Below are 19,449 nucleotides of genomic sequence, written 5' to 3'. Positions count from 1 at the left end.
GTTACGCTTCTCCTTTTTCGTCTTTACCGATCACGAGCCGGGTGTCGTTCACGAACATGAAACGAGGAACGTCGAGATTCTTCGGTGCCGGCTTGTTCTTGAACACGCGGCCCGACATGTCGTACGTAGAACCATGGCACGGGCACAGGAAGCCCGGGTCGTGCCCCAATGCTGGGATGGTATTGGCGTCGTAAGGACCCGATGGGATGCACCCCAGATGGGTACAGATGCCGACCACAACGAGCAGATCCTTATGCTCGGCACGCGCCCGGAACGCGTTCTTGCAGTACTCGGGCATCGGGTAGGAGAACGTCTCCTTGGAGTCCGGATCAGCGAGTTCGCCCGTCACTTTGGACAGCGAATCCATTTCCGCCGGCGTGCGGCGCACGATCCACACCGGCAGACCACGCCACGCCACGGTCATTTTTTCACCGGGCTTGAGATTACTGATATCGGCCTCGACCGGCGCACCGCCCGCCTTGGCTCGCTCAGAGGGTTCCAGAGAACTGACGAAAGGAACAAGTGTTGCAACGCCGCCCACGCCTCCAGCTACGGACGTTGCAATCAGCAGATTCCGGCGGCTACTGTCGACGGCCTTTTCTTGATTGTCACTCATCACAAGCCCCACACGGTTGATTTGGTATTTCCGTCAACCTTAAATCATACGCGAGCGTAAATGCCTGAAACAACGGCTAAACGCCCCAGTCTCCTAGTGGTTTTCGCGTATTTTCAAAGGATTAACGTACCCTGCGGGCGGCTGATGCTCACCCGGGGTTTCGCTTCTGGGATGCTGCACGAGAGTCGCTATGATCGCCGCTTTCGTTGACGCGTGCACGACATTTAGTCATCATTTTCCCTGTCTCACCCCGGTGACAGCTACTGTGCGCGCCCCCGGCCCTCATTAAAACAGCGGAGGAATGGCATGAGCTTCATGTCGGAATTCAAGGAATTTGCCGTCAAAGGCAATGTGGTCGATCTGGCCGTCGGTGTGATCATCGGCGCGGCATTCGGCAAGATCGTCGACTCGGTCGTCAAAGACCTCATCATGCCGATTGTCGGCGCCATCTTCGGTGGCCTCGACTTCTCGAGCAAATTTATTCTGCTCGGCGCCATCCCGCCCGACTTCAAGGGCAACCCCACGTCGTACGCCGATCTGACCAAAGCCGGCGTTGCCGTCTTCGGTTACGGCAACTTCATCACGGTCGCCATCAACTTCATCATTCTGGCGTTCATCATCTTCGTGATGGTCAAGCAGATCAACCGCCTGAAGCGCCCGGCCCCGGAAGCCCCGGCGGCACCGGCCCCGACGCCGGAAGACATCGTTCTGCTGCGCGAAATCCGCGACAGCCTCAAGAAGCAGAACGGCTGAGTTTTCTTCGCAGCCTGCCAGCCACCCGCGTTGCGCGGTGGCTGGCCTTCGACACTGGCCCAACCCCGCCGCCCCGATTCAGACAGACTCAGACAGACTCAGACAGACTCAGACCGGGTTAGGCATGTCGAAAAATTTGTGTTCGAGACCGAAGCGTTCGGCGACGTGTTCGCCAACCGCCCTCGCCCCGCCGCGCTCCGTGGCGTGGTGCCCTGCCGCCAGATACCCGACGCCGCTCTCGTGCGCGAGGTGGGTGGTCGGCTCGGACACCTCACCGCTGATGTAGACGTCCGCCCCTGCTGCAATGGCGGCGTCGAAGAAGCCCTGCGCGCCTCCCGTGCACCACGCGACTCGCCGGACGGCGCGATCGGGCTCACCCAGCATGAGCGGCGTGCGGCCCAGTGTCGCTTCGACATGGGCGGCGAGTTCGGCCAAGGTCGTGGGCTGCACGGGCTTGCCGAGCCATCCGAGCTGATCAGGGCCGAAACGGCCGCCATCGTCGGCGAATTCCAGCAGTTTGCCGAGTTGCGCGTTGTTGCCCAACTCAGGGTGTGCGTCGAGTGGCAAATGGAAGGCGAACAAGTTGATGTCGTTGTCGATCAGCAAGCCGAGGCGACGGCGTTTCATCCCCACAACACGGGCATCTTCGTTCTTCCAGAAATAGCCGTGATGGACGATGACCGCGTCGGCGCCCCAGTCACGCGCCGCTTCGAGAAACGCCAGACTGGCGGTCACGCCGCTGGCGATTTTGCGGATCTCATTGCGCCCTTCAACCTGTAGGCCGTTGGGGCAGTAATCGCGAAATTGCGCGATTTGCAGGGTATCGTTCAGATACAATTCGAGTTCAACACGATTCATATAAGGTCTCGCTCTTTCATGCTCAGACGCTTCTGGCTACTGTTCGCGCAAGCGGTCACCGTGCTGCTTGCGTTGCTCTTCATCATTGCCACGCTCAAGCCGCAGTGGTTGCAACGCCAGGGTTCGTTCGGCAAACAGTTGGCCAACCCGATCATCGCCCTTCAGGAAGTCGCTCCCAGCCTGTCGGACAAGCCGGCTACCGGCTCCTACGCCGACGGCGCGCAAAAGGCCATGCCCGCGGTCGTCAGCATTTTTTCCAGCAAGGAACAAAAGCAGAATCGCGACCCGCGCCTTGATGATCCGCTGTTCCGTTACTTCTTCGGCGACGGCGGCGGCACGGTGCGGCAAGACCCGGTCTCGAGCCTCGGCTCGGGCGTGATCGTCAGCAGTGAAGGCTATATTCTCACGAATCATCACGTGGTGGACGGCGCCGACGAGATCGAAGTCGCCCTCGCGGATGGCCGAAAAGCCCGCGCGAAGCTCGTCGGCAGCGACCCCGAGACCGATCTGGCCGTGCTCAAGATCACGCTGGACAACCTGCCTGCCATCACGCTCGGCCGCATGGATCAGGTACGCGTCGGCGACGTGGTGCTCGCCATCGGGAACCCGTTCGGTGTTGGCCAGACGGTGACGATGGGCATCATCAGCGCGCTCGGCCGCAATCACCTCGACATCAGCACCTTCGAGAACTTCATCCAGACGGATGCGGCGATCAACCCCGGTAACTCGGGCGGCGCGCTGGTCGACGTGAACGGCAACCTGCTCGGTATCAACACGGCGATCTACTCGCGCAGCGGCGGCAACATGGGGATCGGCTTCGCCATTCCGGTGTCGACGGCACGTACGGTACTCGAGAGCATCATCACCAGCGGCACGGTCACGCGCGGCTGGGTCGGTGTCGAGCCGCAGGACATCACGTCAGATATCGCCGAATCGTTCGGCTTGCAGCAAGACTCGGGCGTGATCATCGCCGGTGTTGTGCAAGGCGGGCCGGCGGATAAGGCGGGCGTGCAGCCGGGCGATATCCTGACCAAGGTCAACGACGAGTCGATCCGCGACACGACCGAGTTGCTCAACGTGATCGCGCAGATCAAGCCGGGTACGCAGGCGAAGATCCACGTCACGCGCAAGAAGAAGGAGCTGGACCTGACGGTGACCATCGGCAAGCGTCCGCCGCCGCCCAAGCGCCCTGCGCAGGACGACGACGACAGCAACGACGAGAACGGCGCCGACTGACGGCAAGCTGGGGTTCACACCCCGGTGTCGGAACGACAGAACGGCTGCGCTTCGGCGCGGCCGTTTTTGTTTGGCCGGCCGCGTTTGGCCGCTGCGTTTGTCCACCGCGTTTGTCCACCGCGTCTGGCATCGCCACCGGCTTCGCACCGGATTGCCATGGGCAATAAAAAAGCACGGGACGCAGCCCGTGCTTTCTTTATTACTCGTGGGGACTCACACCTTCATCACGTCGTTATGTCGTCACGTCGTTACGGCGTTGCCTGCCCGTTCTCTTTCTCTTCGTTCGTGTGCCCTTGCTTGACGAAGATCCGTGCGGCGATCAGGCCCAGCTCGTAAAGGATACAGAGCGGAATGGCCAGCATCAGCTGCGAGAGCATGTCCGGCGGCGTCACCACGGCGGCGAGCACGAAGGCACCGACGATCACGTAAGGGCGAATCTGCTTGAGCTTCTCGATGCTCACAACACCCATGCGCGCCAGCACCACCACGACCACCGGCACTTCGAAGGTCACCCCGAAGCATAGGAACATGGTCAGGACAAAACTCACGTAATTGTCGATATCGGTGTTCATCTCCGCGCCCAACGGCGCGTTGTAGTGCGCCATGAAGTGGAACACGGTCGGGAACACCAGAAAGTACGCGAACGCCATGCCGATCAAGAACAGCGAGTAACTGCTCACTACCAGCGGAAACACCAGCTTCTTCTCGTGCTGATACAGCCCCGGCGCGACAAACGCCCATGCCTGATACAGCACGATGGGCAGTGCGATCACGAACGCGACCATCATCGTGACTTTCATCGGGACGAAGAACGACCCGGTGATGTCGGTGACGATCATCTTGCCGCCAGCGGGCAGCGATTGCGTCAGCGGGCGCGAGAGCAGGCGGAAGATGTCCGGTGCCCAATACACCAGCGAGAGGAACACCACGATCACCGCGGCACCCGCGCGAATGATGCGGTTGCGCAGCTCGATCAGGTGCGAGATGAAAGTCTCTTCGGTGCCCCCGTCAGGGGTTTGCTTGTCGTCGCTCACGTCGACTTATCCAGGAATGAGGCCGGTACGGCGCAAGGTGGCGGGAAGTAAGGTGCGCACGCGCCTCAGAAGAACTTGACGGGCCGGCGCAGCTTGGCCGGCGTGTGCCGCGCGACCCGCGCCGCGCCTGACTGCACTTTCGTGCGCGTGGCGCTGGCCTGCTTGAACCACACCGGCGTTGCATTGCGGCGCACGCGCCAGTTGCGGCGCTTGGTCGACGCACGAATGCCGGACGTGACGACCGGCTCGGCGAGGTAGCTGTCGGAGTATCCGGTCGCGGCATCGGTGCCGCCCCCGGCGATCTCGCTGGTCGACGTACCCGTGGCGCTTGCCCAGGCCTCGTTGAGCGAGGACTCCTGCTCATTCAGATGTTTCTGAACCGTGCTCTGGGCGCTGCGTGCCGCGTTCTCGAACTCGCTTCGCATGTTGCGAAGTTCGTCGAGCTCCATCTCGCGGCCCACCTCGGCCTTCACATCGTTGATGTAACGCTGGGCGCGGCCAAACAGCGCGCCCGCCGTGCGTGCCACCTTCGGCAGACGCTCGGGACCGATCACGACCAGCGCCACAACGCCGATCAACATCAGTTTGGAAAGGCCGAGATCGATCATGTCGACGCCGACTTAGCCTTGCTTGTTGTTGCTCGCGTCCTTGGCCTGCACGTCGATGGTCGTCGAGTCGCGCAGTTCCTTGGCCGTCATCGGGTCTTCCTTGGCGGCCGGGGCGCTTTCGCCTTCCTTCATGCCGTCTTTGAAGCCCTTGACCGCACCGCCCAGATCGCTGCCCATGTTACGCAGCTTCTTGGTGCCAAAAACCATCATCACGATCACCAGCACGATCAGCCAGTGCCAAATACTCAACGAACCCATGACCACTCTCCTTGCGTGATTCGCCCCGGCCGCCTGGCGGCGAGGGTCTTATCGGACAACCCCGTCCGATGCATTGTATTTGCCCGTGTGAGCCCTGCAATGTGCCCCATTGTGGCACATCGGGCGTCACGTCCAGCATCGTAACCGCGTCGGACGCCGGGTAGAAATAAATGTTTCGTGAAACCTTTCCCGATGCGGCACTAGCGCACCGTGAACCGGCGATCTGCGGCAATCTTCCGCATCCCGCCGGTGCTTCACATCATTTGCCTCACATGCGCTTCCACGGCCGCGGGCCGGCAAGAATATGCATGTGAAGATGATAAACCTCTTGTCCGCCGCCCGGGCCGTTGTTCACGACCACCCGGAAGCCGTTGCCGTCGACGTTCTCAGGGTCGCCGTCATAGGCGTAACCCTGCTCGGCAGCAAGCTTCGGCGCGAGCAGCAGCATCTTGCCGAGCAATGCCTGATCTTCCGGCTGGGCGTCCTGCAACGTGGCGATGTGCTTGCGCGGCACCATGAGCAGGTGCAGGTCGGCCGCCGGATTGATGTCTTTGAACACAATCACGTCGTCATCGGCATACACCTGCGTGCTCGGGATCTGCCCGGCGACGATTTTGCAGAAGATACAGTTGTCGTGCGTCATGCGGATGTCTTCCTCTCCAATACCTCAAATCGACGAACCCATCGACGAACCCAAATCGACGGCCTCGATCAAACCGGGCCGTCTGCGTCAGCGATCAGGTGCGTGCCGCGTACATCGGCTTGTTGTCGTTCAGATAGAGCCAGCCCTTCACGATCCGGTACAGCGTCCAGATGCCGAGCACCCAGAGAATCGCGAAGCCGACCATCACCACCGCCAACGCCACGCCCAGCACACCCCACAGCACCGACCACCAGAAGGTGCGGATCTGCCACGTGAAATGCGACGCGTACAGCGTGCCGACCGTGTCGTCACGCTTGATGTAGTTGATGATGATCGCCACGATGGCCGTCACGCCGCCGGTCAGCCAGAACAGGGCGTACAGCGCGTAGAGCACGTGCGTGAGCTTGCGCAGCGCGCGCTCCTGCTCGGTCGTGGGCGCATTGACGACGTAAGGGTTGCCGGCGTTGCCGGTGCTGCCGGAAGGATGGGTCGTACCGGGGGTCTGCGGATCGTTCATGGATGGTCTCCCTCGCGTCTGCCGGCGTGATGCGCCGGCATGTCGAATCGGTACAGTGTGTGCGGCGCCGGCTTACCGGCATTCCGGCATAACGGCATTCCGGCGTGCCGACAATCGATGCCGGCGCGCCAGATTACCGTTGCGTCAGTCCGCGTGTTCGCCGCGCGTGCCCCGCTGGGCCTTTTCCGTCAGCCCCGAGAGGCCTTCACGGCGTGCCAGTTCGGCGAGCACTTCGTCCGGGCTCAGGTCGTGGTGGGCGAGCAGCACCATGCAGTGGAACCACAGGTCCGCCGTCTCGTTGACCAGCTTCTGGCGCAGATTGTCTGCACCGCCGATGCGGATGTCCTTGGCGGCGAGCACCACTTCGGTGGCTTCTTCGCCGATCTTCTTGCAAATCGCATCGTCACCCTTGTGAAACAGGCGCGCGACGTACGATTTGTCCGGATCGCCGCCACGACGCGAGGCGATCACTTCGGCAACACGCGCAAGCGTATCGTTCATGGTGCTCACTTATAGATCTTGTGCGGGTCTTTGAGCACCGGCTCGACGGTGGCCCACTGGCCATCCTCGACAGTGCCCTCGAACTTCTGGAAGAAACAGGAATGGCGGCCGGTATGGCACGCAATGCCGTCGATCTGCTCGACCTTCAGCAGCACCACGTCTTCGTCGCAATCGAGGCGAATCTCGTGCACTTTCTGCACGTGGCCCGACTCTTCGCCCTTGTGCCACAGGCGTTTGCGTGAGCGCGAGTAGTAGACGGCCTCGCGGGTCTCGACCGTGCGCGCAAGCGCTTCACGGTTCATCCACGCGAACATCAGCACGTCGTTGCTGCCGACTTCCTGCGCGATCACGGGCACGAGGCCCGCCGCGTCCCAACTTACCTTGTCCAGCCAGTCTTGCGTCATGATCCGTCGATTCCCGTTCAGAGCCGCACCGAAATGCCCTTGTCGGCCATAAAGCGCTTGGCCTCGCCGACAGTGTGCTCGCCGTAATGGAAGATGCTGGCGGCGAGGACGGCGTCGGCATGCCCCTGCGTCACGCCATTGGCCAGATCGGCCAGCGAGCCCACGCCGCCCGAGGCGATCACGGGGATGCTCACGGCGTCCGACACGGCGCGCGTGAGCGCCAGATCGAAGCCGCTCTTGGTGCCGTCGCGGTCCATGCTGGTGAGCAGGATCTCGCCCGCGCCCAGCTCGGCGATCTTCTTCGCCCAAGCCACGACGTCGAGCCCGGTGGCCTTGCGCCCGCCATGGGTGAAGACTTCCCAGCGCGGCGTTTCGCCGTCCGCCGAGACACGCTTGGCGTCGATCGCCACGACGATGCACTGCGCACCGTGCTTGGCCGATGCGTCGGCGATCAGTTGCGGATTCGCGACAGCCGACGAGTTCATGCTGACCTTGTCGGCACCGGCGTTGAGCAGCCGGCGCACGTCGGCGACTTCGCGCACGCCGCCACCGACCGTCAACGGAATGAACACCTGCGCCGCCACCGATTCAATGATCGGCAGAATCAGGTCGCGCCCGTCGGAGGTGGCCGTGATGTCGAGAAACGTCAGTTCGTCGGCGCCCTGCTCGTCATAGCGGCGGGCAATTTCGACGGGGTCGCCCGCGTCGCGCAATTCAACGAAATTGACACCCTTGACCACTCGGCCAGCCGTCACGTCCAGGCACGGGATGATGCGTTTAGCGAGAGCCATGATGTTGGCACACGAGACGGCCGCAGCCGTGAGCTCGCTTATGCCGCTCCTTGGGAAAGCTCATCCGCACGCGTTTGCGCCGACGAGAAATTCAGGTCGCCCGAGTAGATCGCGCGACCGCAGATGACGCCTTCAACGCCTTCGTTCTGCACATCGCACAACGCGTCGATGTCACCCAGGTTCGACAGGCCGCCGCTGGCGATCACCGGCACCGTCACGGCCTGCGCGAGACGCACGGTCGCTTCGATGTTGATGCCTTGCAGCATGCCGTCACGGCCGATGTCGGTGTAGATGATCGACTCGATGCCGTAGTCTTCGAACTTGCGCGCGAGATCCACGACCTCGTGACCGCTCAGCTTGCTCCAGCCATCGGTCGCCACTTTGCCGTCCTTGGCATCGAGACCCACGATGATGTGGCCGCCGAAGGCGCTGCAAGCGTCCTTCAGGAAGCCCGGGTCCTTCACCGCCGCCGTGCCGATGATCACGTACGACAGGCCGTCGTCGAGATAGCGCTCGATGGTGTTGAGGTCGCGAATACCACCGCCCAGCTGCACGGGGATGTCTGCGCCCACTTCCTGAATGATGGAGCGGATGGCAGCCTCGTTACGCGGCTTGCCAACGAATGCGCCGTTCAAGTCCACCAGATGGAGGCGGCGTGCACCCTGCTCGACCCAATGTCGGGCCATCGCAGCGGGGTCCTCCGAGAAAACAGTGGCTTGATCCATGTCGCCTTGTTTAAGGCGTACACATTGACCGTCTTTAAGGTCGATGGCCGGGATGAGCAGCATAGGCAATCGTGAAACGTCGCTAGTGGGAAGTAAAAGGAATTCGCGTAAAACGCGGACAACGCAAAACCGATCCCTGCCCTGCAAGGCGCCGGCACGTCGGGATCGGAATATTCAACATGACACAGTATAAGCTGGCTCAGCCGGCAGGCCCGGGCACCAAAGCGCCGCACGGGTCCCGCTTGGGCGGGTTAAGGTTTCCACTGTGCAAAATTTCGGTAAAGCGCGAGCCCTGCCTGGGCGCTCTTTTCCGGGTGGAACTGGGTGGCAAAGATATTATCTTGGGCCACTGCACAGGTAAAGGGCACCCCATAGACCGTCTCGCCCGCCGTCAGTTCGGCCTTGGCGGGGACGACGTAATAACTGTGCACGAAATAAAAGTAGCTGTCGTCGGGCACACCGGCCCAGATCGGGTGAGCGCGCGACTGACGCACGCGGTTCCAGCCCATCTGCGGCACCTTGAAGCGCGAACCGTCGTCCTGCAACTGGCCTTCCAGATCGAAGCGCACCACGCGGCCCGGCAACAGGCCCAGCGCAGGCGTGTTGCCCTCGTCGGAAATGTCGAACAGCATCTGCTCGCCCACGCACACGCCGAACATCGGCTTGGTGGCGGCGGCCTCGACAACGGCTTCACGCAGGCCCGACTCGTTCAGGCAGCCCATGCAGTCGCGCATGGCGCCCTGCCCCGGCAGCACCACGCGGTCGGCGGCGCGAATCTCGGCGGCGTCGCTGCTGATGCTCACGTCGGCCTCCGGCGCAGCGGCACGCAGCGCCTGATAGACCGAGCGCAGGTTGCCCATTCCGTAGTCGACAATCGCAATCTTATTCATCTCAAACCCGGCAGCAGTATTTTCAAACCATCGATAATGAATTCCACGGCCAGCGCCGAGAGGATCAACCCCATCAGACGCGTGCCGATGTTGATACCGGTGCGGCCCAGCCAGCCTTCGATCCGCCCGGCACTGCGCAGCGCCACCCAGCACACCGCGCCCACGCCCACACCAATCGCCATCAACGCCAGAATCTGCGTCCACCCGGTAGCACGGCCCGAGTAGATGATCACGGTACTGATCGTGCCCGGCCCCGTGAGCAGCGGAATGGCCAGCGGCACCACGGCGATGTTCGGCCGCTCTTCCGCTTCATGACGCTCTTCGGCGGTCGCGCGCGTGTTGCTGGTCTGCGCGTTGATCATGTTCACTGCCATGAGCAGCATGATCACCCCGCCGCCGACTTCGAGCGACGCAATCGAAATACCGAAAAAGCGGATGATGTGCTCGCCGAACAAGCCCGAGCCCGCCACCACCAGCGCCACCGCAATCGCCGCCACATTGATCGTATGGCGTTTCTCTTCGCGCGTCTGCGTGGACGTCAGGCTGATGAACAGCGGGATCGCCCCCAGCGGGTTGATCAGGGCCAGCAGCGAAATGAAAAACTTGAAGGCGTCGAGCGTCATCGTGGGCACGCGGCGCCGGCATTCCGCCGGGGCAAAGAATCGTCGCAGGGGCCGCCAGCCATCAAAGCCGGCGGGCTATCTCGCTAGCTCGCTTACAGGCTGCCCTTCGTGGACGGCACGACACCCGCCGCACGCGGATCGATTTCGACCGCCATGCGCAGCGCGCGTCCGAACGCCTTGAACACCGTTTCACACTGGTGGTGGGCGTTGATGCCGCGCAGGTTGTCGATATGCAGCGTCACGCCGGCATGATTGACGAAGCCACGGAAGAATTCGATGGTCAGGTCGACGTCGAAGTTGCCCACGCGCGCACGCGTGAACGGCACATGAAATTCGAGACCCGGACGTCCGGAGAAGTCGATCACCACGCGCGAGAGCGCTTCGTCGAGGGGCACATAGCTGTGGCCATAGCGCACGAGGCCCTTCTTGTCGCCCACGGCCTTGGCCACGGCCATGCCCAGCGTGATGCCGACGTCTTCCACCGTGTGGTGGTCGTCGATGAAGGTGTCGCCCTTGGCCTCGACTTCCATGTCGATGAGGCCATGACGCGCGATCTGGTCGAGCATGTGGTCCAGAAACGGTACGCCGGTGTCGAGCGTCTTCCGGCCGGTGCCGTCCAGATCGATCTTGACGCGTATTTGCGTTTCGCTGGTATCGCGAACGACTTCCGCAATGCGCATGATGGTGAGTTCTCGTCTTGTAGCTTGTTAGAGTGATGCGGCCAAGGCTTCGACCATCGCCGCATTCTCCGTGGGGGTGCCGACCGTCAAGCGCAGGCAATTGGCCAGCAATACGTGCATTTTACCCACGTTTTTGATCAGCACCTTACGGGCGAGCAGGCCCGCGAAGGTTTTGTCGGCATCCGGCACCCGCACGAGCAGGAAATTTGCGTCGCTCGGGTACACGCTCACCCCGGGCAGCGCCGCCACGGCGGCCGCCAGCCGGCTGCGTTCGGCCCGCAATTCGGCCGCCTGCGCGTCGAGTACGTCGAGGTGATCGAGCATGAATTCGCCGCAGGCCTGCGTGAGCACGTTCACGTTGTACGGCGGACGCACTTTGTCGAACTGATCCAGCCATTCGGCACTGCCGGCCAGATAACCCAGCCGGATGCCCGCCAGCCCGAGCTTCGAGACCGTGCGCATGACCACGACGTTCGGGAAGTCCACCAGACGCGGCATCCACGTCTTGCCCGCAAACGGCTGGTAAGCCTCGTCGATGACCACGAGGCCACCGCTGGCGGCGCGCACCAGCGTCTCGATCTCATCGTCGGCAAACAGGTTGCCGGTCGGGTTGTTCGGGTACGCCAGATACACCACCGCGCCCGGGCGCGCCGCAATGGCGTTCAGCATGGCCGGCATATCGAGCGAAAAATCGGCCTTCAGCGGCACGCCCACGAACTCGATGCCCGCAAAACGCGACGACATCTCGTACATCACGAAGCCCGGCATCGGCGCGATCACTGCCGCGCCCGGACGCGCCGTGGCCGCCGCGATCATGCTGATGATTTCGTCCGATCCGTTGCCCAGCAACAGCTTCGCCCCGGCCGGCACCCCCATCGCATGCGAAAGCTTGGCGAGCAGCGCTGCGGGGCGCGGCGCCGGGTAGCGATTGAGGGCTACCTCGGCCAGACGATGACCCAGCGCGGTGCGCAGGGCCTCGGGCAGGCCGTAGGGGTTCTCCATCGCGTCGAGCTTCAGCAGGCCGCTGGCATCGGGCACGGGATAGGTGCTCATGGCGAGCACGTCGGGGCGAATCACTTGATCGACAGACATGAGGGTCGGACCACCTGAACGGATAACGCGCGAATCGGTTTGAAGGACTGAAGGGTGAATCTACAAGGTTGATGACGTCGGCAACGGCAAATCAGTTGAAAGCGAACGTCAGCAGGCCGGCATCGGCCCCGTCGATCTTGACGGTGCAGCGGCGCCCGGTCTCCACGCTGCCGAGCGCATCGGTGATGCGCTGCACGCGCACGCCGGTCTGCCACGACAGCGCCTGCGCCACCGCCGGGCTCACCCGCGCGGGCGACTCCTCGGCTTCGCAACGCATGGCGACCAGCCGGTTGCCCACGCGGCCGAACACGCCGTGTGCGACTTCGTCGTCGGTGCCGCGCAGCGCCGTCTTGCCATCCAGACGCAGCACATAGACGTCGTTATCGAACGCCTGCCGGCGCACGCACACAGTCATGCGCTCGACGGACGTGCCTTCGAATGTCGCGTGCTGGCAGTAATTACCGGCGGCGTGGGCCGCCGAGCTTGCCGCCGCGCCAAGCGCGAACAGCGCGGCAACACGCATGACCAAACGTGCGACAAAGCGCGTGACGAAAAGGACGGCAGCACGCTGCCCGGTCCGCGCAGGGCGGACAGGCAGCATGACTGACGATATTGGGGATTGGGCGAGCCATGCGCGAGCCCGACGCCGGGACGTAGCCGGCGCCGAAGCGAGTTGCGCGGCGGGCCACAGGGCGTCGTCGCGCATGTCAGGACTCGTGATGCAGACGGAATTCGGCGCTGCGCGCGTGCGCTTGCAGGCCTTCGCCGTAGGCCAGTTCGGCAGCGATTTCGCCGAGCATGCGGGCACCGCCTTCGCTCACTTCGATCAGGCTCGAACGCTTGAGGAAGTCGTACACGCCCAGCGGCGACGAGAAGCGTGCCGTGCGCGAGGTCGGCAGCACGTGGTTCGGCCCGGCGCAGTAATCGCCCAGACTTTCGCTCGTGAACTTGCCGAGGAAAATCGCACCGGCGTGGCGAATCTTATCGCCCCACTGCTGCGCGTTTTCCGTCGAGATCTCAAGGTGTTCCGGCGCGATCACGTTAGCGATCTCGCAGGCTTCGTTCATGTCGCGCACCTTGACCAGTGCGCCACGGCCTTGCAGCGAAGCCGCAATCACGTCGCGGCGCGGCATGTCGTCGATCTGACGCTCCATCGACTGGTGCACGCGGGCGAGATACGCGGCGTCCGGGCACAGCAGAATCGACTGCGCGAGTTCGTCATGCTCGGCTTGCGAGAACAGGTCCATCGCCACCCAGTCGGGATCGGTCGTGCCGTCGCAGATCACGAGGATTTCCGACGGACCGGCGATCATGTCGATACCGACGGTACCGAACACACGGCGCTTGGCCGCGGCCACGAACGCGTTGCCCGGGCCAACGATCTTGTCGACCGCCGGCACGGTCTCGGTGCCATAAGCCAGTGCGCCCACAGCTTGCGCGCCGCCGATGGTGAACACGCGGTCCACGCCGGCGATATGCGCAGCGGCCAGCACCAGCGGGTTCTGTACGCCATCGGGCGTGGGCACCACCATGATGATTTCCTTCACGCCAGCCACACGCGCGGGAATCGCATTCATCAGCACCGACGACGGATACGCCGCCTTGCCACCCGGCACGTAGATGCCCACGCGATCGAGCGGCGTGACCTTCTGGCCGAGCACCGTGCCGTCCGACTCGGTGTACTGCCAGCTATGGCTGCCGCATTCGATGCGTTGCTTCTCGTGATAGGCGCGCACACGCGCAGCGGCCGCTTCCAGCGCTGCACGGCGCTTCGGCTCCAGACTCTCCAGCGCCGCTTCGAGTGCCGTGGCCGGCAACTCCAGCGCGGTCATGTCGGCAGCACTCAGGCGGTCGAACCGGTTGGTGTATTCAATGACGGCTGCATCGCCGCGCGTCTTCACGTCGGCGAGGATCTCGGCAGCCGCGCGGTCGATGGCGGCGTCTTCGCTCGCCTCGAACGCCAGCACGTCGCGAAGCTGCTTCGCGAAGCCGTCGGCAGAGGAATCGAGTTTGCGAATATCGAGTTTCATGCTGTTTGGCGGGAGGCCTGCTCGAAGGCATCCAGAATAGGCTGCAACGACTCGCGCTTCAGCTTGAGCGCAGCCTGGTTGATCACGAGGCGGGACGAGATTTCCATGATCTCCTCCACTTCCACCAGATTATTGGCCCGCAGCGTGCCGCCGGTGCTCACCAGATCGACAATCGCGTCGGCCAGGCCCACCAGCGGGCCCAGTTCCATCGAACCGTACAGCTTGATCAGGTCGACGTGCACACCCTTCGCCGCAAAGTGCTCGCGCGCGGTCTGCACGTACTTGGTGGCCACCCGCAGGCGGGCGCCCTGACGCACAGCGTTCGCGTAATCGAAGCCCTTCGGTACAGCAACAGACATGCGGCAACGGGCAATGTTCAAATCGATCGGCTGATACAGGCCGCCACCGCCGTGTTCGATGAGCACATCTTTGCCGGCCACGCCGAAGTCGGCTGCACCGTACTGCACATACGTCGGCACATCGGTCGCGCGCACGATGATCACGCGCAGGTTCGGGTCAGTGGTCGGCAGAATCAGCTTGCGCGAGGTCTCGGGATCTTCCGTGACTTCGATACCGGCAGCAGCGAGCAGCGGCAGCGTTTCCGTAAAGATACGCCCTTTCGAAAGCGCCAGCGTCAGCGGTTGGCTGAGCGGCTGGGCAGACTTGGCGGAACTCATGCAATCTCTCCCTGGCGTGCTTGCACACGACGGATTCGCGCGCCCACGGCGCACAACTTAGCCTCGATACGATGATAGCCGCGATCGAGGTGATGAATACGGTCGACGAGCGTGCGCCCATCGGCTGTCAGGCCCGCCACGATCAGGCTGGCGGAGGCGCGCAAGTCGGTTGCCATCACATGCGCACCCGACAGGCGTTCCACGCCCGCAATGCGCGCGGTATTGCCTTCGATGCCGATATTCGCGCCCAGACGCAGCAATTCCTGCACGTGCATGAAGCGGTTCTCGAAGATCGTCTCGACGACCTGCGACGCGCCTTGCGCAATGCAGTTCAGCGCCATGAACTGCGCCTGCATGTCGGTCGGGAACGCCGGATATTCCGAAGTCTCAAAACTCACGGCTTGTGCGCGTCGATCCATCGACACACGCAACCAATCCGCACCGGCGGTCACATTCGCGCCGGTCTCGCGCAACTTCGCGATCACGGCATCCAGCGTGCCCGGCACCACGCGACGCAGCGTGATGTCGCCGCGCGTGGCCACGGCCGCGCACAGGAACGTGCCAGCCTCGATACGATCGGGCACGACGTCGTGCGTTGCACCATGCAAGCGCGCCACGCCGGTCACCACCAGACGCTCGGTGCCGATGCCCTCGATCTTCGCGCCCATCTTCACGAGCAGGTTCGCCAGGTCGGTCACTTCCGGCTCGCGGGCGGCATTGGCCAGCACGGTCACGCCGTCGGCCAGCGTGGCCGCCATGAGCAGGTTCTCGGTGCCGGTCACGGTGATCATGTCGGTCACGAGCGTCTCGCCGCGCAGGCGCGACGCCTTCGCCACGATGTCACCGTGCGTGAGCGTGATCTCGGCGCCCATCTTTTGCAGGCCCTTGATGTGCTGATCGACCGGACGCGCCCCAATAGCGCACCCGCCCGGCAGCGACACGCGCGCTTCGCCACAACGGGCGAGCAACGGCCCGAGCACGAGAATCGACGCCCGCATGGTCTTCACCAGCTCGTACGGGGCGGCCGCCTCGGTGATCTGCGACGCGTCGAGCGTCACCGACTCACCCTCGCGCTCGACCTTCACGCCCATGCGCGCGAGCAGCGTCAGCATGGTGCGCACGTCGTGCAGATCGGGGACGTTGCCAAGCACCAGCGGCTCGGCCGTCAGCAGGCTTGCACACAGAATCGGCAGCGCAGCATTCTTCGCGCCCGATACGGTAATTTCTCCCGCCAGCCGCTCGCCACCTTCGATTTCCAGATGGTCTGCGGCCACACGCTCGCCGGCGGCGGACTCGCCGTTGCCGGCTGCGCCGGCGCTTTCTTGCGTAATCCTCATTGCGCCTGATACTCCGCCGGCGTCAGGGTCTTCATCGACAACGCGTGAATTTCTGCCTTCATGCGATCGCCCAGGGCGGCGTACACCAGTTGATGGCGCGCGATGAGGCGTTTGCCTTCGAACTGCGCGCTCACGATGGTCGCGTAGAAGTGCTGGCCATCGCCTTCGACGGCGACGTGCTCACAAGCCAGTCCGGCTTCGATGTACTGTTTGATTTGTTCTGGGGTGGGCAGCATTTTGCCGATCCTAAGAAAGTTCAGTGACGCAGTTTGTAGCCGCGGCGCAGCAGATTCAGCGCCACGGTTGCGAGTATCAGGAACGTCGCACCGACGACCGCGAGGCTCGTGGCCGGCGAGACGTCGGAGACGCCGAAGAAGCCGTAGCGGAACCCGTCGATCATGTAGAAGAACGGGTTGAAGTGCGACACGGCTTGCCACAGCGGCGGCAACGAATGAATCGAATAGAACACGCCTGCGAGGAACGTCGCCGGCATGATCAGGAAGTTCTGGAAGGCCGCGAGCTGGTCGAATTTCTCGGCCCAGATGCCCGCAATCAGCCCGAGCGTGCCGAGAATCGCCGCCCCGAGGAACGCGAAGCCGAGAATCCACAGCGGCGCCGCGAAGGTCAGATGCGTGAACGTCACCGTCACGAGGAACACGCCGAAGCCGACGCACAACCCGCGCACCACGGCGGCCAGCACGTACGCACCGAACATCTCCCAATGCGAGAGCGGCGGCAGCAGCACGAACACCAGATTGCCGGTGATCTTCGACTGAATGAGCGACGAGGAACTGTTCGCGAACGCGTTCTGCAACACGCTCATCATCACCAGACCCGGCACCAGAAACGACGTGTAAGTGATCTGGTCGTAGACCTTCACACGGTCTTCGAGCACGTGGCCGAAGATCATCAGATACAGCAGCGCGGTGAGCACCGGTGCCGCCACCGTCTGGAAGCTCACCTTCCAGAAGCGCAGCACTTCCTTATAGAACAGCGTACGAAAACCGATCATGCTGCCGCCTCCTGCGCGCGCGCACCGGACATGATCTGCACGAAAACGTCTTCGAGATCTGCCTTCTGAATTTCAATGTCCTCGACGATGCCGCCGGCCGCACGGCAAGTGGCGAGAATCGACTCGACTTCGTCGCAGCCCGCCAGACGCAGCGCAAACTGACGCCCGCCGGTGTCCTGTCCGTCCACGAGAAGCGGACGCAGCGAATCGGGCAGCGTGCCCTGACGGAAGCGCAGCACCAGCCGCGTGCCCGCAAAACGCTGCAACAGCGATGCCGTGCGCTCAAGCGCAACGACTTCGCCGCGCTTGAGCATGGCGATGCGGTCGCACAGCGCTTCGGCTTCTTCGAGATAGTGCGTGGTGAGGACGATGGTGTGGCCCTCGCGGTTCAGGCGCGAGATGAACTTCCAGAGCGTCTGGCGCAGCTCGACGTCGACCCCGGCGGTGGGCTCGTCGAGCACGATCACCGGCGGACGATGCACGAGCGCCTGCGCCACCAGCACGCGGCGCTTCATGCCGCCCGAGAGCTGGCGCATATTGGCGTCGGCCTTATCGGTCAGATCGAGATTGGCCATCACTTCGTCGATCCAGTCGTCGTTGCGTGTGAGGCCGAAGTAGCCCGACTGAATGCGCAACGTCTCACGCACCGAGAAGAACGGGTCGAAGACGAGTTCCTGCGGCACCACGCCGAGCTTGCGGCGGGCGTTGCGGTAGTCGCGCACGACGTCGTGACCGAGCACGCTGATGTTGCCGGTGTCGGCACGGGCCAGACCTGCGAGGATACTGATGAGCGTCGTCTTGCCGGCGCCGTTGGGGCCGAGCAGACCGAAGAATTCACCCTCTTCGATCGAGAAGCTGACGCCCTTGAGCGCCTGCAACGCCTGATAGCGTTTTTTGACGTTACGGATTTCGATGGCGGCCATGGGCTGCACGCGCCCGTCTTGGCGGACGCGCCATTTTTTGTAACTCCGGACACGGCGCGCCGAGCGCGCAAACCGGGAGGATGGCGGCAATGACGGCGTCGGTGCCCCGAATGAGGGGGTTACCGCTCAATAGACGGCGGAAAACCCCTGATTATAAAGGAAGCGGGAGTCCGCCGTGGTTTTGGCCGGTCGACCGGCCCGCAAGGCCCCGCCCTGCTGGATTCGACAGGCACCGGCGCCCCCTGCCGGGGCCAGCCCCGGAACAAAAAAAGCGCCGTCGTGAGACGGCGCTTTTCTGAATGCTGCGGGCTTCGTGGGCGGGTCACCCCGCCGACAGGGCACCGGCCGATCAGCTCGAGAGCAGATGGTCGACGCCGTACACCAGCGCGAGGCTGGCCAATCCTGTCGGCAAGTTAGTGAACGCCAACGTCAACCCACGTCGGCCGGCATGGCGGCGCAAGGCCAGCAGCACAGCCAGTGCCGATGAGTCGAAGCGCGTGAGCCCCGCGCAATCGACGTGGGTTTCACCCGCGTCGATGCGGTCGATGGCCTGTGCGAGCACCTCGCCGGCGGTGTCGTGCGTGAGATCGGTTTGCAAAGCGAGCATGCGCTTACTTGCCGCCCGAGAGCTGTTTGTTACGCTCCGTCAGGAACTTGATCAGACCGTCGACACCCGACTGATTGATCTTTTCGCTGAACTGCGTCTTGTACGTCTGGATCAGCCACGCACCCAGCACGTTCAGGTCATACAGCTTCCATTCGCCGCTGGCCGTCTTGTACAGACGGTAGTCGAGCTCGATGGGCTGACCGTTATTGAGCACGCTGGTGTTGACCGCGACATCGGTATCGCCCGGTTGCGCGCGGAACGGCTTGTACTCGACCTGCTGGTCGCGAATCTGCGCGATGGCGCCGGCATACGTGTACAGCAGCAGCTTCTTGAACTCGGTCGTGAGTTGTTCGCGCTGTTGCGGCGTGGCGTTACGCCATGCCGGACCGGTAGCCAATTGCGTGGTCTTCGCGAAATCGGCGTGCGGCATGATCTTGGTTTCGATCAGCTTGGTAATGCTGTTCAGGTCGCCGCGCTGAATGTTCGGGTCGGTCTTGGCAGCCGCCATGACCTCGGACACCGTCTGCTTGACCAGCGCGTCAGGCGCTTGGGCCTGTGCCATCGCCGAGCCCGCAGCGGTAAGCGTCATGAACGCCATGACGGGAATAAGCCAGAACTTCTTCATTGTGGACTT

General features: G+C 63.2%; 26 protein-coding genes. 2 read left to right on the top strand and 24 right to left on the bottom strand.

The features are described 5' to 3' along the window. Window position 1: 1 nt before the first annotated feature. Complete coding sequence (gene petA, locus PIN31009_RS25370; RefSeq protein WP_087686267.1) at window positions 2–616, bottom strand: ubiquinol-cytochrome c reductase iron-sulfur subunit; 615 nt, start codon at window positions 614–616, stop codon at window positions 2–4. 306 nt (window positions 617–922) lie between these two features. Here petA and mscL point away from each other — a divergent pair, with 306 nt between their 5' ends. Next, on the top strand, window positions 923–1,369 hold the full coding sequence (mscL, locus tag PIN31009_RS25365; RefSeq protein WP_150686648.1) for a large conductance mechanosensitive channel protein MscL: 447 nt from the start codon (window positions 923–925) through the stop codon (window positions 1,367–1,369). Between the two features lie 108 nt (window positions 1,370–1,477). Here mscL and PIN31009_RS25360 read toward each other — a convergent pair whose 3' ends face one another. Beyond that, the gene (locus PIN31009_RS25360; protein ID WP_150791927.1) at window positions 1,478–2,227 is read right to left on the bottom strand and encodes a Nif3-like dinuclear metal center hexameric protein; all 750 of its coding nucleotides are present in this window, start codon (window positions 2,225–2,227) and stop codon (window positions 1,478–1,480) included. Window positions 2,228–2,245: 18 nt separating this feature from the next. Here PIN31009_RS25360 and PIN31009_RS25355 point away from each other — a divergent pair, with 18 nt between their 5' ends. After that, complete coding sequence (locus PIN31009_RS25355) at window positions 2,246–3,463, top strand: Do family serine endopeptidase (protein ID WP_150686650.1); 1,218 nt, start codon at window positions 2,246–2,248, stop codon at window positions 3,461–3,463. Window positions 3,464–3,711: 248 nt separating this feature from the next. On the opposite strand, the gene tatC is transcribed toward PIN31009_RS25355, so the two are convergent. The 22 genes from tatC to PIN31009_RS25245 form a co-directional block, all read right to left on the bottom strand. Beyond that, the gene (gene tatC / locus PIN31009_RS25350) at window positions 3,712–4,497 is read right to left on the bottom strand and encodes a twin-arginine translocase subunit TatC (protein ID WP_058376319.1); all 786 of its coding nucleotides are present in this window, start codon (window positions 4,495–4,497) and stop codon (window positions 3,712–3,714) included. 65 nt (window positions 4,498–4,562) lie between these two features. Next, entirely contained in the window at window positions 4,563–5,105 is a 543-nt protein-coding gene (tatB, locus tag PIN31009_RS25345) for a Sec-independent protein translocase protein TatB (protein WP_150791926.1), read from the bottom strand. 12 nt (window positions 5,106–5,117) lie between these two features. Continuing rightward, on the bottom strand, window positions 5,118–5,363 hold the full coding sequence (gene tatA / locus PIN31009_RS25340; RefSeq protein WP_058376321.1) for a Sec-independent protein translocase subunit TatA: 246 nt from the start codon (window positions 5,361–5,363) through the stop codon (window positions 5,118–5,120). Between the two features lie 268 nt (window positions 5,364–5,631). After that, window positions 5,632–6,006: a histidine triad nucleotide-binding protein gene (locus tag PIN31009_RS25335; RefSeq protein ID WP_058376322.1), complete on the bottom strand. Its 375-nt coding sequence runs from the start codon at window positions 6,004–6,006 to the stop codon at window positions 5,632–5,634. A gap of 94 nt (window positions 6,007–6,100) precedes the next feature. Then, window positions 6,101–6,523, bottom strand: a complete 423-nt coding sequence (locus PIN31009_RS25330; RefSeq protein ID WP_246185853.1) for a DUF4870 family protein — start codon at window positions 6,521–6,523, stop codon at window positions 6,101–6,103. A gap of 144 nt (window positions 6,524–6,667) precedes the next feature. Next, window positions 6,668–7,024 (bottom strand): phosphoribosyl-ATP diphosphatase, encoded by a 357-nt coding sequence (locus PIN31009_RS25325; protein ID WP_058379937.1) that lies wholly within the window; start codon window positions 7,022–7,024, stop codon window positions 6,668–6,670. A gap of 5 nt (window positions 7,025–7,029) precedes the next feature. Further along, window positions 7,030–7,428, bottom strand: a complete 399-nt coding sequence (gene hisI, locus PIN31009_RS25320) for a phosphoribosyl-AMP cyclohydrolase (protein ID WP_150686651.1) — start codon at window positions 7,426–7,428, stop codon at window positions 7,030–7,032. Between the two features lie 17 nt (window positions 7,429–7,445). After that, window positions 7,446–8,219: an imidazole glycerol phosphate synthase subunit HisF gene (gene hisF / locus PIN31009_RS25315; RefSeq protein WP_058376324.1), complete on the bottom strand. Its 774-nt coding sequence runs from the start codon at window positions 8,217–8,219 to the stop codon at window positions 7,446–7,448. Between the two features lie 38 nt (window positions 8,220–8,257). Beyond that, entirely contained in the window at window positions 8,258–9,007 is a 750-nt protein-coding gene (gene hisA / locus PIN31009_RS25310) for a 1-(5-phosphoribosyl)-5-[(5-phosphoribosylamino)methylideneamino]imidazole-4-carboxamide isomerase (RefSeq protein WP_058376325.1), read from the bottom strand. A 188-nt stretch (window positions 9,008–9,195) separates the two neighbouring features. Continuing rightward, entirely contained in the window at window positions 9,196–9,834 is a 639-nt protein-coding gene (gene hisH / locus PIN31009_RS25305) for an imidazole glycerol phosphate synthase subunit HisH (protein ID WP_150686652.1), read from the bottom strand. Beyond that, window positions 9,831–10,457 carry a MarC family protein gene (locus tag PIN31009_RS25300; protein WP_150791992.1) on the bottom strand — a complete coding sequence of 209 codons (627 nt, stop codon included), beginning with the start codon at window positions 10,455–10,457 and terminating at the stop codon, window positions 9,831–9,833. Before PIN31009_RS25300 ends, hisH begins: the two co-directional genes overlap by 4 nt. Before the next feature lie 92 nt (window positions 10,458–10,549). Next, window positions 10,550–11,137 carry an imidazoleglycerol-phosphate dehydratase HisB gene (hisB, locus tag PIN31009_RS25295; protein ID WP_150682317.1) on the bottom strand — a complete coding sequence of 196 codons (588 nt, stop codon included), beginning with the start codon at window positions 11,135–11,137 and terminating at the stop codon, window positions 10,550–10,552. A 27-nt stretch (window positions 11,138–11,164) separates the two neighbouring features. Beyond that, the gene (hisC, locus tag PIN31009_RS25290) at window positions 11,165–12,229 is read right to left on the bottom strand and encodes a histidinol-phosphate transaminase (protein WP_150791925.1); all 1,065 of its coding nucleotides are present in this window, start codon (window positions 12,227–12,229) and stop codon (window positions 11,165–11,167) included. Window positions 12,230–12,320: 91 nt separating this feature from the next. Next, a complete protein-coding gene (locus tag PIN31009_RS25285) occupies window positions 12,321–12,830 on the bottom strand; it encodes a hypothetical protein (protein ID WP_150791924.1) in 510 nt (169 codons plus the stop codon). Between the two features lie 106 nt (window positions 12,831–12,936). Then, complete coding sequence (gene hisD, locus PIN31009_RS25280; RefSeq protein WP_150686656.1) at window positions 12,937–14,259, bottom strand: histidinol dehydrogenase; 1,323 nt, start codon at window positions 14,257–14,259, stop codon at window positions 12,937–12,939. Further along, window positions 14,256–14,936 carry an ATP phosphoribosyltransferase gene (gene hisG, locus PIN31009_RS25275; protein WP_058376332.1) on the bottom strand — a complete coding sequence of 227 codons (681 nt, stop codon included), beginning with the start codon at window positions 14,934–14,936 and terminating at the stop codon, window positions 14,256–14,258. The genes hisD and hisG overlap by 4 nt, the downstream gene beginning before the upstream one ends. Then, window positions 14,933–16,273: a UDP-N-acetylglucosamine 1-carboxyvinyltransferase gene (gene murA, locus PIN31009_RS25270; RefSeq protein WP_246185852.1), complete on the bottom strand. Its 1,341-nt coding sequence runs from the start codon at window positions 16,271–16,273 to the stop codon at window positions 14,933–14,935. The genes hisG and murA overlap by 4 nt, the downstream gene beginning before the upstream one ends. Then, entirely contained in the window at window positions 16,270–16,509 is a 240-nt protein-coding gene (locus PIN31009_RS25265) for a BolA family protein (protein ID WP_058376333.1), read from the bottom strand. Before PIN31009_RS25265 ends, murA begins: the two co-directional genes overlap by 4 nt. A gap of 20 nt (window positions 16,510–16,529) precedes the next feature. After that, window positions 16,530–17,285 (bottom strand): ABC transporter permease, encoded by a 756-nt coding sequence (locus PIN31009_RS25260; RefSeq protein WP_058376334.1) that lies wholly within the window; start codon window positions 17,283–17,285, stop codon window positions 16,530–16,532. Continuing rightward, window positions 17,282–18,208, bottom strand: coding sequence for an ABC transporter ATP-binding protein (locus PIN31009_RS25255; RefSeq protein ID WP_150686657.1), 927 nt, complete (start codon window positions 18,206–18,208; stop codon window positions 17,282–17,284). Before PIN31009_RS25255 ends, PIN31009_RS25260 begins: the two co-directional genes overlap by 4 nt. A gap of 349 nt (window positions 18,209–18,557) precedes the next feature. Further along, window positions 18,558–18,815: an STAS domain-containing protein gene (locus PIN31009_RS25250; protein ID WP_058376336.1), complete on the bottom strand. Its 258-nt coding sequence runs from the start codon at window positions 18,813–18,815 to the stop codon at window positions 18,558–18,560. Window positions 18,816–18,819: 4 nt separating this feature from the next. After that, a complete protein-coding gene (locus PIN31009_RS25245; protein WP_150686658.1) occupies window positions 18,820–19,440 on the bottom strand; it encodes an MlaC/ttg2D family ABC transporter substrate-binding protein in 621 nt (206 codons plus the stop codon). Between the last annotated feature and the right edge of the window lie 9 nt (window positions 19,441–19,449).

The organism is Pandoraea iniqua (genome assembly GCF_902459685.1).
GTDB lineage: Bacteria > Pseudomonadota > Gammaproteobacteria > Burkholderiales > Burkholderiaceae > Pandoraea > Pandoraea iniqua.
Note: the sequence above shows the minus strand (reverse complement) of the source record. Positions and strands in the feature narration are given on the sequence as shown.